The 12,941-nt window shown below is 38.8% G+C and carries 14 protein-coding genes; 6 read left to right on the top strand and 8 right to left on the bottom strand.

Going from position 1 to position 12,941, the window contains the following annotated elements:
• Positions 1 to 14 precede the first annotated feature (14 nt).
• From SPK86_RS10795 to SPK86_RS10780, 4 genes are read right to left on the bottom strand one after another with little or no spacing between them, the layout of a single operon-like run.
• Positions 15 to 1,238 (bottom strand): hypothetical protein, encoded by a 1,224-nt coding sequence (locus SPK86_RS10795; protein ID WP_284140800.1) that lies wholly within the window; start codon positions 1,236 to 1,238, stop codon positions 15 to 17.
• Positions 1,239 to 1,250: 12 nt separating this feature from the next.
• Entirely contained in the window at positions 1,251 to 2,084 is an 834-nt protein-coding gene (locus tag SPK86_RS10790; protein WP_284140799.1) for a hypothetical protein, read from the bottom strand.
• Positions 2,081 to 2,770 (bottom strand): ABC transporter ATP-binding protein, encoded by a 690-nt coding sequence (locus SPK86_RS10785; protein ID WP_284140798.1) that lies wholly within the window; start codon positions 2,768 to 2,770, stop codon positions 2,081 to 2,083. The genes SPK86_RS10790 and SPK86_RS10785 overlap by 4 nt, the downstream gene beginning before the upstream one ends.
• Positions 2,757 to 3,155, bottom strand: a complete 399-nt coding sequence (locus SPK86_RS10780; protein ID WP_284140797.1) for a GntR family transcriptional regulator — start codon at positions 3,153 to 3,155, stop codon at positions 2,757 to 2,759. Before SPK86_RS10780 ends, SPK86_RS10785 begins: the two co-directional genes overlap by 14 nt.
• Before the next feature lie 252 nt (positions 3,156 to 3,407).
• Here SPK86_RS10780 and SPK86_RS10775 point away from each other — a divergent pair, with 252 nt between their 5' ends.
• The 4 genes from SPK86_RS10775 to SPK86_RS10760 all read left to right on the top strand — a co-directional run bounded on the left by SPK86_RS10775 (position 3,408) and on the right by SPK86_RS10760 (position 6,979).
• A complete protein-coding gene (locus SPK86_RS10775) occupies positions 3,408 to 4,187 on the top strand; it encodes an exodeoxyribonuclease III (protein ID WP_284140796.1) in 780 nt (259 codons plus the stop codon).
• A 44-nt stretch (positions 4,188 to 4,231) separates the two neighbouring features.
• Positions 4,232 to 5,281: a selenide, water dikinase SelD gene (gene selD, locus SPK86_RS10770; protein WP_284140795.1), complete on the top strand. Its 1,050-nt coding sequence runs from the start codon at positions 4,232 to 4,234 to the stop codon at positions 5,279 to 5,281.
• Positions 5,282 to 5,318: 37 nt separating this feature from the next.
• Complete coding sequence (gene mnmH, locus SPK86_RS10765; protein ID WP_284140794.1) at positions 5,319 to 6,386, top strand: tRNA 2-selenouridine(34) synthase MnmH; 1,068 nt, start codon at positions 5,319 to 5,321, stop codon at positions 6,384 to 6,386.
• A 194-nt stretch (positions 6,387 to 6,580) separates the two neighbouring features.
• Positions 6,581 to 6,979, top strand: a complete 399-nt coding sequence (locus SPK86_RS10760; RefSeq protein WP_284140793.1) for a hypothetical protein — start codon at positions 6,581 to 6,583, stop codon at positions 6,977 to 6,979.
• A gap of 81 nt (positions 6,980 to 7,060) precedes the next feature.
• Here SPK86_RS10760 and SPK86_RS10755 read toward each other — a convergent pair whose 3' ends face one another.
• The 3 genes from SPK86_RS10755 to SPK86_RS10745 form a co-directional block, all read right to left on the bottom strand.
• The gene (locus SPK86_RS10755; protein WP_330949349.1) at positions 7,061 to 8,005 is read right to left on the bottom strand and encodes an MBL fold metallo-hydrolase; all 945 of its coding nucleotides are present in this window, start codon (positions 8,003 to 8,005) and stop codon (positions 7,061 to 7,063) included.
• Between the two features lie 144 nt (positions 8,006 to 8,149).
• On the bottom strand, positions 8,150 to 9,502 hold the full coding sequence (locus SPK86_RS10750) for a tripartite tricarboxylate transporter permease (protein WP_284140791.1): 1,353 nt from the start codon (positions 9,500 to 9,502) through the stop codon (positions 8,150 to 8,152).
• Positions 9,503 to 9,505: 3 nt separating this feature from the next.
• Positions 9,506 to 9,766: a hypothetical protein gene (locus tag SPK86_RS10745; protein ID WP_284140790.1), complete on the bottom strand. Its 261-nt coding sequence runs from the start codon at positions 9,764 to 9,766 to the stop codon at positions 9,506 to 9,508.
• Positions 9,767 to 9,919: 153 nt separating this feature from the next.
• Here SPK86_RS10745 and SPK86_RS10740 point away from each other — a divergent pair, with 153 nt between their 5' ends.
• The gene (locus SPK86_RS10740; RefSeq protein WP_330949348.1) at positions 9,920 to 10,537 is read left to right on the top strand and encodes a spore coat protein; all 618 of its coding nucleotides are present in this window, start codon (positions 9,920 to 9,922) and stop codon (positions 10,535 to 10,537) included.
• 128 nt (positions 10,538 to 10,665) lie between these two features.
• On the top strand, positions 10,666 to 11,460 hold the full coding sequence (locus tag SPK86_RS10735) for a TIGR00266 family protein (RefSeq protein WP_284140788.1): 795 nt from the start codon (positions 10,666 to 10,668) through the stop codon (positions 11,458 to 11,460).
• A 367-nt stretch (positions 11,461 to 11,827) separates the two neighbouring features.
• On the opposite strand, the gene SPK86_RS10730 is transcribed toward SPK86_RS10735, so the two are convergent.
• Positions 11,828 to 12,694 carry a YitT family protein gene (locus tag SPK86_RS10730; RefSeq protein ID WP_284140787.1) on the bottom strand — a complete coding sequence of 289 codons (867 nt, stop codon included), beginning with the start codon at positions 12,692 to 12,694 and terminating at the stop codon, positions 11,828 to 11,830.
• Between the last annotated feature and the right edge of the window lie 247 nt (positions 12,695 to 12,941).

Raw genomic sequence — 12,941 nt, 5'->3', positions numbered from 1 at the left:
ATTAACTTTCCATATCATTCATCAAATTGAAGTTGCGATAAGTACAGCTGAAATTCATCCACCGCTTTATTCTCTTCTTTCAATCCAATCTTTCCTTCATATACAGACGTACCTGTCATCGCATCGAACGCTTGAATGGTTGCTCCGTTCTCTTCATCTACCATACGCTTCATAACATATAGCACATCATCTTTTACTGTCATATATGGTAACTCTTCATTAGCTCCGACTTGGATTGCAACCAGATAATTATTTTTGATTTTTTGATTTGTAATGCTATAGACGATAACATCAATTCCTTTTTCATTTGGCGTTGTATAATATAAATGCGCCCCATCAAATAAGCTCACCTGTCCCTGTTCTTCTAACTTTTTGGGTAATTTAAGCTGCTCTGTTTTTCCAGAAGCATAGTGATAAGCGATAAGCTCATTTGCCAACTCTTGCCGCTGATAATCTCCTTCCTTACTATAGGTCTCATCTATTACTACTTTCCGAAATACTGCATACTCGTTCGGTTTATGTGTCATAAATTCCTGCCCTAGCATCATTATTTCTGTATTCTGATTATCAGGTAGCGCTTCAGGGCCAATTATTCGCTCATCACCAATCAGCTTCTTTGATTTCATATCAAGGGTGTACATATGCACCGCTGTTCCCCCGTTTTCCATCCCATTCATCGCAATTAGCTTTAGCTTTCCGTCCACGAATTGGATATCCTGTAAATTAGCAAAGTAATACTCACCACTGTTTGGCAATTTTACTTCAAAAGATGTTGCTTCACCGGTTTTCTTATCTAAGCGTGCAACATATAGCTTGGAATCCTTCATTGACGCATCGACATTGTTATAATTTATCTTAATGTCACCAAACACTAGGTAATTTTCATCCTCATAAAACGAATCCAGCCAGCCCCTTTTTCCACGCATAAATGATTTATAATCCTTTTCCCACCTTTTTATGGTAGGTTCTCTAAATGCGCCTTCCAAGCGCTCGACATAGGAAAACTCACTCCGATATAAGGTATTATTTGTTGTAATTAACGCAGCTTGATTAATATTTTGTCGAAAATAATCTGCTTGAATAATTACTTCCTCAATCTTTGCTTTATCACCATTAACATGTGTTATACCAAATTCCGGATATGTTGTTACTGTCTTTGCAGATGTAACGTAAAATGTTCCAATTCCTAAAGTAATCATGACTATTAAAACAATTAGTTTCCAATATTTTTCAACCAATTTCAAACCCTCCTATACCCGAATCTTTTTCGTTAATAAATAATGACTCATCCATACCGTACATGCCATTACAATTATGCCTGCCACTACTTCTAACAGCACTATCTCCGATGGATATAAGTAACTGTTCAACACCAATTCATTGAGAAGTACCGGTGAGAATAAAAGCATAAATGCTATAAATCCATAGACGAATCCAAATATTATCCCTTTCCAACGAAAGCTACGTTCAAATAAAATAAACGTAAATACAATCGCTACGATAATCGTACCAAGTCCATAATGAAGGATGAACTCAATAAAACTTTCCGGAAAAATAATGCGTAGCTCGACAAAACGATCAAGTACCGCATTTATACTAGCGTCGATACGCAGATCTTTGGGCACAATCCATTGCATAATTTTCATTTCAAATGGTAGTAACATAAGTTGAAACGCAACCAAACCAAAGGTCATAAGCAAAATTGTCGTTAGTTTCGCAAAAAATACATTTATACGTGCGGTGGGAAGCATCAATAGACGATAAACAAACGTATTTTTCCCAAGCCAGTCGCGGTACCAAATGATAAAAATGTAAAAAGCAACCGCTGTAATGGATATCAAAATAGGCCCAACAAACAAAAGGGTTTCTGTAACTTGATCAAATGACAGCGGACTCATCGACTCTATAACTTCTTGTCTATTTTGCGGATTCCCTGTCATTGCTTCATTTACTTGCTTTAAAAAATGCTTTGAGAAATAGATAACACCAACAACTTGCGAAACGAACGTCACCGCTAACAGCACAACATATAGCTTCGCAATCCGATTCATTTCAAAATTCACTAGCTTTATATAGCGATTCATTTCTGATACACCTCTCTCATGACATCAACAACCGATTTCCCTTCGTTCTCCCGGATTTCCTCGGTACGGAATTCCTTTAATACAACTCCCTCATCGATCAGAACAACTTTATCGATTAAATGCTCGATATCATTAATTTCATGCGTTGTAATAATAACGCCTCGTTCTTCGATTAAATGACTCGTAAACACATCTGCGATTTGCTCTCTGCTAAAAATATCAATCCCTGAAAAAGGTTCGTCCATTAATAAATAATCGACATCAAGTGCCAAACCAAGCAGCAAATTCACTTTGGCTGTATTCCCTTTCGATAGATCTGAAATACGATCACTTTCCTTTAATTTAAAGAATTGCAGTAATTCTTTTGCTCTTGCTTCGTTCCAGCAATCGTAAAAATCATTCATAAATTCCATCGCATCAGCAATACGCATACTAGGAAGCATCGTAATCGCATCTGGGATAAACATAATTTTTTCATAGCTTCCTTTATGAAGCTTCTCGCCATCAATAAGGATCTCACCACTTTGAATCGGAGTTAATGCCGTAATTGCATTTAAAATAGTAGTTTTTCCTACTCCATTTATACCAATAAGACAGGTGATTTCTCCTTTTTCAGCGGTGAAACTAACGCCTTTTAATACTTTTTTACGTCCGAAATTTTTCTTTACGTCTTTAATTTCTATCATCTTGACCCCTCACTTCCTCGCTTGCTTGTTCATAGTTTGCCCTAACCAATTCAATGACTTCCTCTAAGGGAACATTAATTGATTGCACTGATGATACAAAGGAGTTAACAGCTTGTAATATGAGCTCTTCTCTTACGATACTTAATACTTTTTCGTCTTTCGTAATCCGACTAGGTAAATTCCGCTCTGTATAAATCAACCCTTGCTCCTCCATTTCTTTATACGCCCTTTGTGCAGTATTCGGATTAATTTTCAATTGGTTTGCTAGCTCTCTTCGCGATGGAATCTCTTGGCCAGGCTCTAGTAGACCAGTAGCAATTTGCTCTTTAAAATGCCGAATAACTTGCACATACACAGGGTCTCTATTATTAAAATTTAGTTTCATAACCCCAGCTCCTAATTTTTTCTTGATGTTTCAACCCAATGATCCTGTATTAACCATTTAATACACCAACCTCAAAAAAATATGTATTAAGCGGCTAATACACCTCTAATGTGTATTATATGCTTCATACACATTAGAAGTCAATAAGAAATTGTAAATAAATTGTCTGCATTTCTCAATGCGTCGGCTGTAGTCTCTCTAAACATGTATGCTAAAATAAATAGAGAGACTTTGTTAAAGGGGAAGAATAATTTGAAACTCGTATCATGGAATGTAAACGGGCTAAGAGCCTGTATGCGCAAAGGTTTTCTTGACTATTTTCATGAAATAGATGCAGATATTTTTTGTCTGCAAGAAATAAAATTACAGGAAGGACAAATTGATTTAGCGCTTGACGGCTATTATCAATATTGGAATTATGCTACGCGCAAAGGATACTCGGGAACTGCAGTCTTTACGAAGAAAAAGCCACTTTCTGTTCGCTATGGTGTAGGAGAAGAAAGTACTGAACCTGAAGGACGGATATTGACATTAGAGTACGACGATTTCTTTCTAATAAATGTCTATACGCCAAATTCCAAGCGGGATTTAGCTAGATTATCCTACCGCTTGCAATGGGAGGATAATCTGTTCGAATATTTATTGGAGCTTGATGCGAAAAAGCCGATTATTTATTGTGGAGACTTGAATGTCGCACATTTGGATATAGATGTAAGAAACGCATCATCCAATCATGGCAACTCGGGATTTACAACAGAAGAGCGTGGCAAGATGACACGCTTGCTTGCCGCTGGCTTTGTCGATACGCTACGTCATTTTCATCCGGAAGACAACGATATTTTCACATGGTGGTCGTATATGAAAACAGTACGGGAAAGAAATATTGGCTGGCGCATCGATTATTTTATCCTTTCCGAGCGCATCACACAGGCGTTGAAAGACGCACAAGCACAGATGCACGTGCTTGGTAGTGATCATTGTCCCATCCTACTTGAAATCGATGATAGTGAAATGAATCAGAAAACGATTTAACGCATGTTTGATGCAATGACAAAACATAGAAAGGAAAATGAAACATGGAGCAATCAAATGATATCAAATTAACCGCCTTATCCTCTAAAGGAGGATGTGGATGCAAAATTGGACCTGCTGACTTAGCTCAGGTACTACGTCATTTACCTGCTAATACGATTAATCCAAACGTACTTGTTGGACTTGATACGAGTGATGATGCAGGTGTGTATCAATTAACAGAGGAGCTAGCAATCGTACAAACATTAGACTTTTTTACGCCGATTGTTGATAATCCATATGATTTTGGTCAAATTGCAGCTACAAATGCGATTAGTGATGTATATGCAATGGGAGGAAAGCCAATAACTGCTCTTAATATTGTTGCTTTCCCTATCTCCACATTGGATAAGCAAATATTGTCCGATATTTTACGTGGAGCCGGTGATAAATTGAAGGAAGCAGGAGTTGCGCTCATCGGTGGCCATTCTATTGATGACAAAGAACCGAAATTCGGCCTTTCCGTAACTGGTGTCGTTCATCCAGATAAAGTGCGTACAAATGCAGGAGCAAAGCCAGGCGATAAGCTTATCTTAACAAAACCAATTGGTGTTGGGATTATGACTACTTCCATTAAGAACAATCTTGCAACAGCGGAAGAAATTGATCGTGTAACAAGCGTGATGACTACACTGAATAAAACAGCTGCAGAAACTATGGCGACATATGATGTCCATGCTTCCACAGATGTAACTGGCTTTGGACTATTAGGTCATGCAACAGAAATGGCGAAAGGAAGTAAGGTCGGTATTGAAATTTATCATGATCAGGTACCTGTTTTGCCTCGTGTTAAAGAACTCGCACAAGAAGGTGCAGTGCCAGGCGGAACAAAAAATAATTTTAACCATGTAGCAGATTCGGTCATCTATTCAGATGCAATGGACCAAATTGATAAATGGATTTTATGTGATGCGGTTACATCTGGTGGGTTACTTATTTCCGTCCACCCTTCGCAAGCAGATGACCTGCTTAAAAATTTACAGCTCAATGGAGTAGAAGCAGCACAAATCGGCGAAGTAACGGAAAACCATCCAGGTCAAATTATTGTAAAATAAACATTGGAAGCAGACTCAGACAATAGAAGGTGAAAGTATGTTTCATGATATTACGTGGAACGATTTACAGAAAATACGAAGTAACAACCAAGCACATACAACAGTAGATGTACGTTCTCCAAAGGAATTTGAAGAAGCGACCATTCCAGGAAGCGTGAATATACCAATATTCACGAACGAAGAACGGGCTGAAATCGGAACGATATATAAGCAAAAAAGTCCGGAAGAAGCGAAAGAAAGAGGATTAGCAATTTTCTCTGCAAAGCTTCCTTCTTTTATTAAGACGTTTCAACAAATCCAAACGCCCATAACCGTATTTTGCTGGCGTGGTGGAATGCGAAGTAAGACTGCCGCTACCGTGCTTGATTTAATGGGCATCCATGTGAATCGTCTAAGTGGCGGTATTCGTGCGTATCGCCAATGGGTTGTTAGTGAATTAGATCGAGAAGCATTTGCACCAGAGCTCTATGTATTAAACGGTTATACCGGCGCTGGAAAAACGGTAATCTTAAAAAACTTAGCCGTCAAAGGCTATCCGGTGATTGATTTAGAAGCGATGGCTGGACACCGGGGCTCTATTTTTGGACAAATCGGGACAGAACCTAGCAACCAAAAAAAGTTCGATTCTTTGCTTGTAGAGAAATTAGGCCAATACAAAAACGAACCCTTTGTATTTATTGAAGGAGAAAGTCGGCGAATCGGAAAAGTCTGCTTACCAGAATTTCTTTATGAACAAAAAGAAAAGGGAATCCAGCTCATTATCCACCTTCCTATGGAGGAGAGAGTAAAGCATATTTTAGAGGATTATGAGCCATGGAAGGAGCCAGCACAATTTTTAGAGGCATTCTATCGTATTAAAAAGCGGATTCACATTCCTATTGCAAAGGAAATTGAGCATGCGTTAGTAGACAATGATTTTAAAACTGCGACTATCCTTTTATTAGAGCATTATTATGATCCACGCTATAAGCATGCCATGAACCATCATCAAAAGGATCGCATCTTTCCTATCCATGCCAAAAACATGGAAGAAGCAACAGACAAAATATTAGCTCTCGTTTCTACCCGCCAGCCAGATAAATTGAACGAGGCTGAGACAAAATAATTTTTTATCCAAAAACTCCAAACGAAATATGGACGAAAATCATTTAACTTTTAAACGAATGCTCTTGTTTTACATCGTGTTGTCTTATTTCTTCCTCTCCGCTTCATTTAATGGATGTAACATGTTATTCATATTCCGTTCATAAAAGTAAGCTATGATGAATATACCATGTTACTATAGGGAAAGAGGGGGAGATGATTGTGAATCAATATAGTAAAACATTGCTACGATTTTCAGCGATATTCGCACTAATTGGAGCGTTCCTTGGCTCACATATGGCTGGTGCAGGAAGCTATGCATTTCGATCAGTTCATGCACATATACTTGTTGTTGGTTGGTTAACACTATTTGCTTGGTCGATATTTTATAAGCTATACACGCCAGCAAATAAACTAATTGCAACACTTCATGTCTGGTCAGCAATTGCTGGAGCAATCGGACTCACAGCAGGAATGTGGCTTTATTATGTAAAGCCATTTGATATAAATGAAACATTTTCAACTGTCTTTTTCATTGTCGGGGGAACAATTCTATTAATTAGTTTTGCTTTATTCACTATCCAAACATTTATGAAATTGGACGAAAATAAATAAGTTGCTTACAGCACGATAAAAGTCATCTGATCAAGTTGATCAGATGACTTTTTTGTGCAATGAAAGCACTACTTTAACGACTTAAGCCTTTTTTTGAAAATAATCCATTATACCTAATGCACTTACCTGTAAATCTAAGTTAATCAAAACATAAACATCATGGTCATCTGGAACACTTTTTTCTCGTAAAAACTGCCGCACACGCAAAAGTAAACGTGATGCAAGCGTATCATAACCCTTTCCTTCAACAAATGCTTTTTCCCCTTCGCTTACAAACAGATCGAGCCATTCGGATACAGCTGTTAAGGAAGCATCTATATCCGTAGTCATTCCAAAGTGCCCATAATAAATACGATCAAGCTTCATTTCATGCAATCGCTTGATTGATTTACGCATTTCCTCTGGATCAAAATGGTTCGGTGAAGTGGATGGAAGAAAAAAAGGTACCCCTTCCCTTAAAAGCTGTTCATAGCGAATCCCTACTGTATCCCCTGCAAACACGCCATTACTAACAGGATCATAAATCGTAATATGATGCTTCGCATGTCCAGGTGTATCAAGGAACTGCAATGTGCAATCTGCACCAATTTGCAACGTATCCCCTTCCCCCTTCATTTCTATGCGATCTTGTGGGATGGGAATAATCGGTTCAAAGAGCTCTGAAAAACTATCTCCATAAACACCACGTGCTCCAGCCACTAGCTTTTTCGGGTCAATCAAGTGTCTTGCACCACGCGGATGAACAATCAGCTTTGCATTTGGGCAATCTCTTAATAGCAACCCTGCCCCACCAGCATGATCTAAATGAACATGCGTAACAATAATATACTTGACCTCACTTAGTTCAAAGCCAAGCTCTAGAAGTCCTTTTTTAATATATTTTACAGAAGGGCTTGGTCCTGTTTCAATAAGCGTTAGCTCCGTTTCATCAATCACATAGGTTCCAGTTCGATCTGGAGCTCCTAAGTCAAAGCCATCGATAAGAGCAATTCGATTATCTAATCGAATTGGATGCTTTAGATGCACAATAACTCCCCCCAACCATTTTTCTTTCATGTTACCATATTTCTATGTTCCTGAAATCAATCCTAAAACCTATTTTCTCCGCACAGCCTTTCATTAACAAAAAAGCTGTTCTAACGCAAAAAAGCGTGTAGAACAGCCTTTCCATCACATAAACCAGCTCATAATCCATGGAGCGGAATACAATACCATAAATTGAACGCCGTAATTAACACCCCAGCGATGCAATGTTCCAGCAACGATACCGATTAATAACACTCCAGCAATATTAAGCCAGCCTGCATCCATATAAGCAAGCATTAATACAAGTCCAAAAAATACCCCTAGTAATGCTTCATGAGGAATATACTTAAAGACAAACACACAAATTTGTTGAGCATATTTAATCGTAATAAAATATGTAATGGAAATGGCAACGATTGCTCCGATGACCGTTGCGATTACAAATTCGTTCATTGAAAGTAAGTGATGCATATTATGATCCTCTGTAAAAACGGGTGGTGCTTTAAACAAAGCAATTGCAGGTCCAATCGCCATTGGTGAAAGCGGAAGTCCAATCGCGATAAGCGGTACCAATGTTCCGGCAATATAAGTTGCATTCGTTAACCCGTCCATGCTCGAAATAGCACGTGAAGCTCTTTTCACTGGATCTTTAATGTAATTACTAAACGTTTCTCCAAGAAAAATCGTCATTCCAACTGGACTCATAAAAAAGGTTAATACACCTGTAAGTGAAGCAAAAGAAGTCGTTCCTACCTCTTTTGCATCCAATATTTTAAAGGGATTTGGAAAGCCCTTTTCTTTTTTGCTTCGCTGTAATTTAATTTCTTTTTTATGATAACGTGGTAGCTTATTTCGAATATCCCGATTTAATAATTCGAATAACTTTAAAATGATCGGACCGATTGTAATCCCAAGGAAAAAGGAAGTAAATACGGTTGTACCCTCAGGAACAATCCCAATTCCCCAATATAAATGTCGTAAGCCTTGAATAAGGATAGCAAATGGTAAGATTGCTGCTAATGCAAGCCAGCGGTTTTTAGCCATCAACGCTAAAAATACAGCTCCACCGAAAAAGATCTGACTCGCATAATTTTTTATCTCGTCTCCAAATGGTGCGATCACACTAGCAAGAAGTAAACTAAGTGGTACTGCAACAAGCGTTCCAATAACTGACCCAGAAGCCATTTTGCGAATACTTACCTCAGGAAGTCCATGCTTTTTTAAAACCATCGCATGATCGACCATTGGTGCAGCCATTACTCCACCGGGAATTCCAGCAACTGCTACAGGTATAGAATCGGTTAGCTTTTTTGCAACAATAGCAGAGATAAAGAATGCTAAGATAACAATCGGCTCAAATCCAGTAAGCACTAATACAAGGGTTACTGGAGCTAAAACGGCGGTTTCATCTGTTCCAGGAGCAATTCCTATCAGTGTGTAGAGTACAGCACCGAGGACGGAAGCGGTAACTAATTCTAGGATTAAAGAAATATCCATCTGTTATTCCTCCTCCCCGATATATTCAAAAGTCCGTTTCGGCTTGATGATGATACTGCAAATAATAAAACCTAACACCGTACCGACCAAGCCAAAAATTAATGGTTTTGGTGGCTCATTCGGTGCGATTAAATAACCACCCAATGTTGTGATACTGCAAATAATTAAACTAATAACCAAATCTTTAATTCGGACCACATCTTCCCACACCTCAATATATTGCTCGGACTGTGTATCCTGTTCTTCCATTGGTTTTTGTTTCATATAATTACTCCTTCTTGTTCAATATCGAACTAATTATACAATGTTTTATCTTCTTTATGAAGTAAAGCTTTCATGTTTCTAAATTTCCCATTACGAATATTTTACATCTATTCGTTCAAAATAATCACGATAACAATAAAGGAGGTAAATGGAATGCAACAGAAAAACCAATCACAGCAATTTAACCCGTCCAATCAAATGCCGCCCCAACAAAATCATGGTGGCCATGAACTGTTTGATGCACATGAAGCGATATCGGGACTCATCGGAGGAATGGAGCAATATCTCCTATATGAACAGCATATCCAGGATCCCGAGCTGAAATCGATGTTGCAACGACATAAAGCTTTTCTTTCCCAGCTTTATAATACAGTTGTACAAACATTAAAAACTGGACAAGATCCAGCTGTAAAAACACAAAGCTATCAGATGACCGAAAGTAATGATGTGCTTTATGGCACGCAGCCAACCCAACCCAAAAAACCTGCACAAGCTGTGAACGAATTGAATGATGAATGTATTTCCAGCTTTATGATGGGATCTTTAAAATCTTCTGCGTCCATCTTTACGATGACAGCTTTGGAAATGACCAATCCAGTGTTAAGAAGAGTGTTTCAAGATAGTGTTCCAAATTTAATTGAAATGGCCTATGAAGTGTTTTTATACCAAAACAAACACCACTACTATCAAGTGCCGCAATTAAAGCCCGAGGATATGCAGTTATATACAAATAGTTTTGCACCAATTCAAGGTGGTCCAATGCCTCACTAGGATTAAGAGATAATGTGGAGGGTTCTCTATATTTGGGAATCTTCCGTTTTTTATTTATTCAAAAAAATGAAACCTAACCTTTCCACAAATCGTATTATGTTTAAACTAATGGGAGAGGAAGGATGTAAATGAATAATCATGAAATAGACTTTACATTACATGGAGATGACATGCAGTTTGTTGAAGTAGAGCTTGATCCTAGTGAAACAGTTATTGCTGAGGCAGGTAGCTTAATGATGATGGATGAACACATTCGAATGGAAACGCTTTTTGGAGATGGTTCTTCCAATCAGGGAGGTTTAATGGGAAAGCTGCTCGGTGCTGGGAAAAGGGTGCTAACAGGGGAGAGTCTTTTTATGACCGCCTTTACAAATGAAGGCACAGGGAAGAAACATGTTTCCTTTGCATCTCCATACCCTGGTAAAATTATTCCGATGGATTTAAGTGAAATTGATGGAAAGCTAATTTGTCAAAAGGATGCTTTTCTTGCCGCCGCGAAGGGGGTTTCGGTTGGAATTGAGTTTCAACGAAAAATAGGAACAGGCTTCTTCGGCGGCGAGGGCTTCATCATGCAGAAATTAGAAGGAGATGGCATGGCATTTGTTCATGCTGGCGGAACGATTCACCGCAAAGACCTCCAAGTTGGTGAAACATTACGTGTAGATACTGGATGCCTTGTCGCAATGACTGGAAGCATTGATTATAATATCGAATACGTTGGCGGAGTTAAAACTGCACTCTTTGGTGGAGAAGGTTTATTTTTTGCCACTTTACGCGGACCAGGAACGGTCTGGATACAATCACTTCCGTTTAGCAGACTTGCGAGCAGAGTATTCGCTTCCGCACCAGAACGAGGCGGATCTAAAGGCGAAGGAAGCATTGCCGGCGGATTATTTGATTTACTTGGTGGAGACCGTAAATAAGAAAAAAGAAATGACAAAACCGAAGTAATAAATTTAGATTCTTTTTGAATATATGAATTCACCGAGCAGTTGAAATGGGTGAGACTCCTTGAAAAAGAAGGTCGCTTTTTCTGCGTGCGATGTGTCGCTGTCGGAGCGTTCCTTGTCCCGCAGGAACCGCGACAGGGGAACGAGACTAAAACCACTACGCCCTGTTGCAACGTCTGCGCTAGTCTGTCCTGTACGTCGGAAAATCCACTCGGAAAAGCAGACTTTCTTATCCGAGTTAGTTGAGGCCGTGCCCAGGGAAAGCGAACCCATTTTCAAACTGCGATGGAGTTGTTCGGATTTTGATCTAAATGTCCTTGTTTTGTCTTATCCTCAGCTATTACAGTTTTTGTCCGTAATATTTGTCGAGTGAGAATCCCCGTCCAAGAATCTCGGATGCATTAATAAAGACAACAAAGGCTGCAGGCTCTTCCTCCTGCAAAATCCGTTTTAAATAAACCGCTTCCTGTTGCTCAGCGACGCATAAAATCATCGTTTTCTCTGTATTCGAATAGCCGCCAATTGAGCGGACCTTCGTCATGCCACGATCAATGCCATCACGAATAATATGTTGAATCTTTTCTTCATCCTCCGTAATAATCATGATTAGCTTTGTAGAGGATGTTCGTAGCTGGACAATATCAATCGTCTTGCTTGTTACATAAATGGCCATCAACGCAAATAGCGTTAGCTCTAAGTTAAACACAATGAGTGAACCAACAACAACAACGCCATCAACAATTAACTGGGAGTAACCACTAGAAATACCGGTAAACTTTTTCACGATCTGCGCAATTGCAGCTGTTCCTCCAGTTGATCCGTTTCCTTTATATACAATGCCTAAACCGACACCTAATACAATGCCGCCGTACAATGCCCCTAGCAGTGGGTTTGTGATTACATATGGAATATCTGCACTAAGCCAAATAATAAATGGAACCCAAAACGTTCCAAGAAGTGTCTTTCCACTAAAGTCCTTTCCCATTGCGAGCCAGCCGATAATAAATATAGGAATATTCATTAAAAATTGAACGTAAGCAGGGCTCCATCCAGCTAACTCATAAATAATTGTACTAATTCCGGACAAACCTCCTGCTGCAAGCTTTGCTGGTAATAAAAAAACATTATAGGAAAGCCCAACTAGCGTAGCTCCTATAATTATATAGCTATATTCTTTAAAACTTTGTTTAGCTGTGAGGTTCTTCATGTCGTTTCTTCCTTTCTAGTGCGAATATCCTTGGTGGAATGTTGTGTGATTTTTTATATGGTCACCTGAAAATAGAAAGTGGTTTTAAAATCGTTTAATTTGGATATATATAGTTGTATATGTGTTAAATCTATCGAGTTTTTTCAAACAATTAATATTTTAACATAGAAACATAGCGAACCAAATATCCAAATCAATTACACGGAGGCTTTAATCGCATCCAGATTAAAAGGTATGCTCACGAGTC

This window comes from Virgibacillus sp. MG-45 (genome assembly GCF_036409425.1).
Lineage (GTDB): Bacteria > Bacillota > Bacilli > Bacillales > Amphibacillaceae > LDC-1.
This window is presented reverse-complemented; position numbering and strand designations above follow the sequence as displayed.

What these genes read in the sequence shown, in the direction of transcription:
- SPK86_RS10790 (WP_284140799.1), bottom strand. Translation starts at nt 2,084, where the DNA reads ATGAATCGCTATATAAAGCTAGTGAATTTTGAAATGAATCGGATTGCG.
- SPK86_RS10785 (WP_284140798.1), bottom strand. Translation starts at nt 2,770, where the DNA reads ATGATAGAAATTAAAGACGTAAAGAAAAATTTCGGACGTAAAAAAGTA.
- SPK86_RS10780 (WP_284140797.1), bottom strand. Translation starts at nt 3,155, where the DNA reads ATGAAACTAAATTTTAATAATAGAGACCCTGTGTATGTGCAAGTTATT.
- selD (WP_284140795.1), top strand. Translation starts at nt 4,232, where the DNA reads ATGGAGCAATCAAATGATATCAAATTAACCGCCTTATCCTCTAAAGGA.
- mnmH (WP_284140794.1), top strand. Translation starts at nt 5,319, where the DNA reads ATGTTTCATGATATTACGTGGAACGATTTACAGAAAATACGAAGTAAC.
- SPK86_RS10760 (WP_284140793.1), top strand. Translation starts at nt 6,581, where the DNA reads ATGATTGTGAATCAATATAGTAAAACATTGCTACGATTTTCAGCGATA.
- SPK86_RS10750 (WP_284140791.1), bottom strand. Translation starts at nt 9,502, where the DNA reads ATGGATATTTCTTTAATCCTAGAATTAGTTACCGCTTCCGTCCTCGGT.
- SPK86_RS10745 (WP_284140790.1), bottom strand. Translation starts at nt 9,766, where the DNA reads ATGAAACAAAAACCAATGGAAGAACAGGATACACAGTCCGAGCAATAT.
- SPK86_RS10740 (WP_330949348.1), top strand. Translation starts at nt 9,920, where the DNA reads ATGCAACAGAAAAACCAATCACAGCAATTTAACCCGTCCAATCAAATG.
- SPK86_RS10735 (WP_284140788.1), top strand. Translation starts at nt 10,666, where the DNA reads ATGAATAATCATGAAATAGACTTTACATTACATGGAGATGACATGCAG.
- SPK86_RS10730 (WP_284140787.1), bottom strand. Translation starts at nt 12,694, where the DNA reads ATGAAGAACCTCACAGCTAAACAAAGTTTTAAAGAATATAGCTATATA.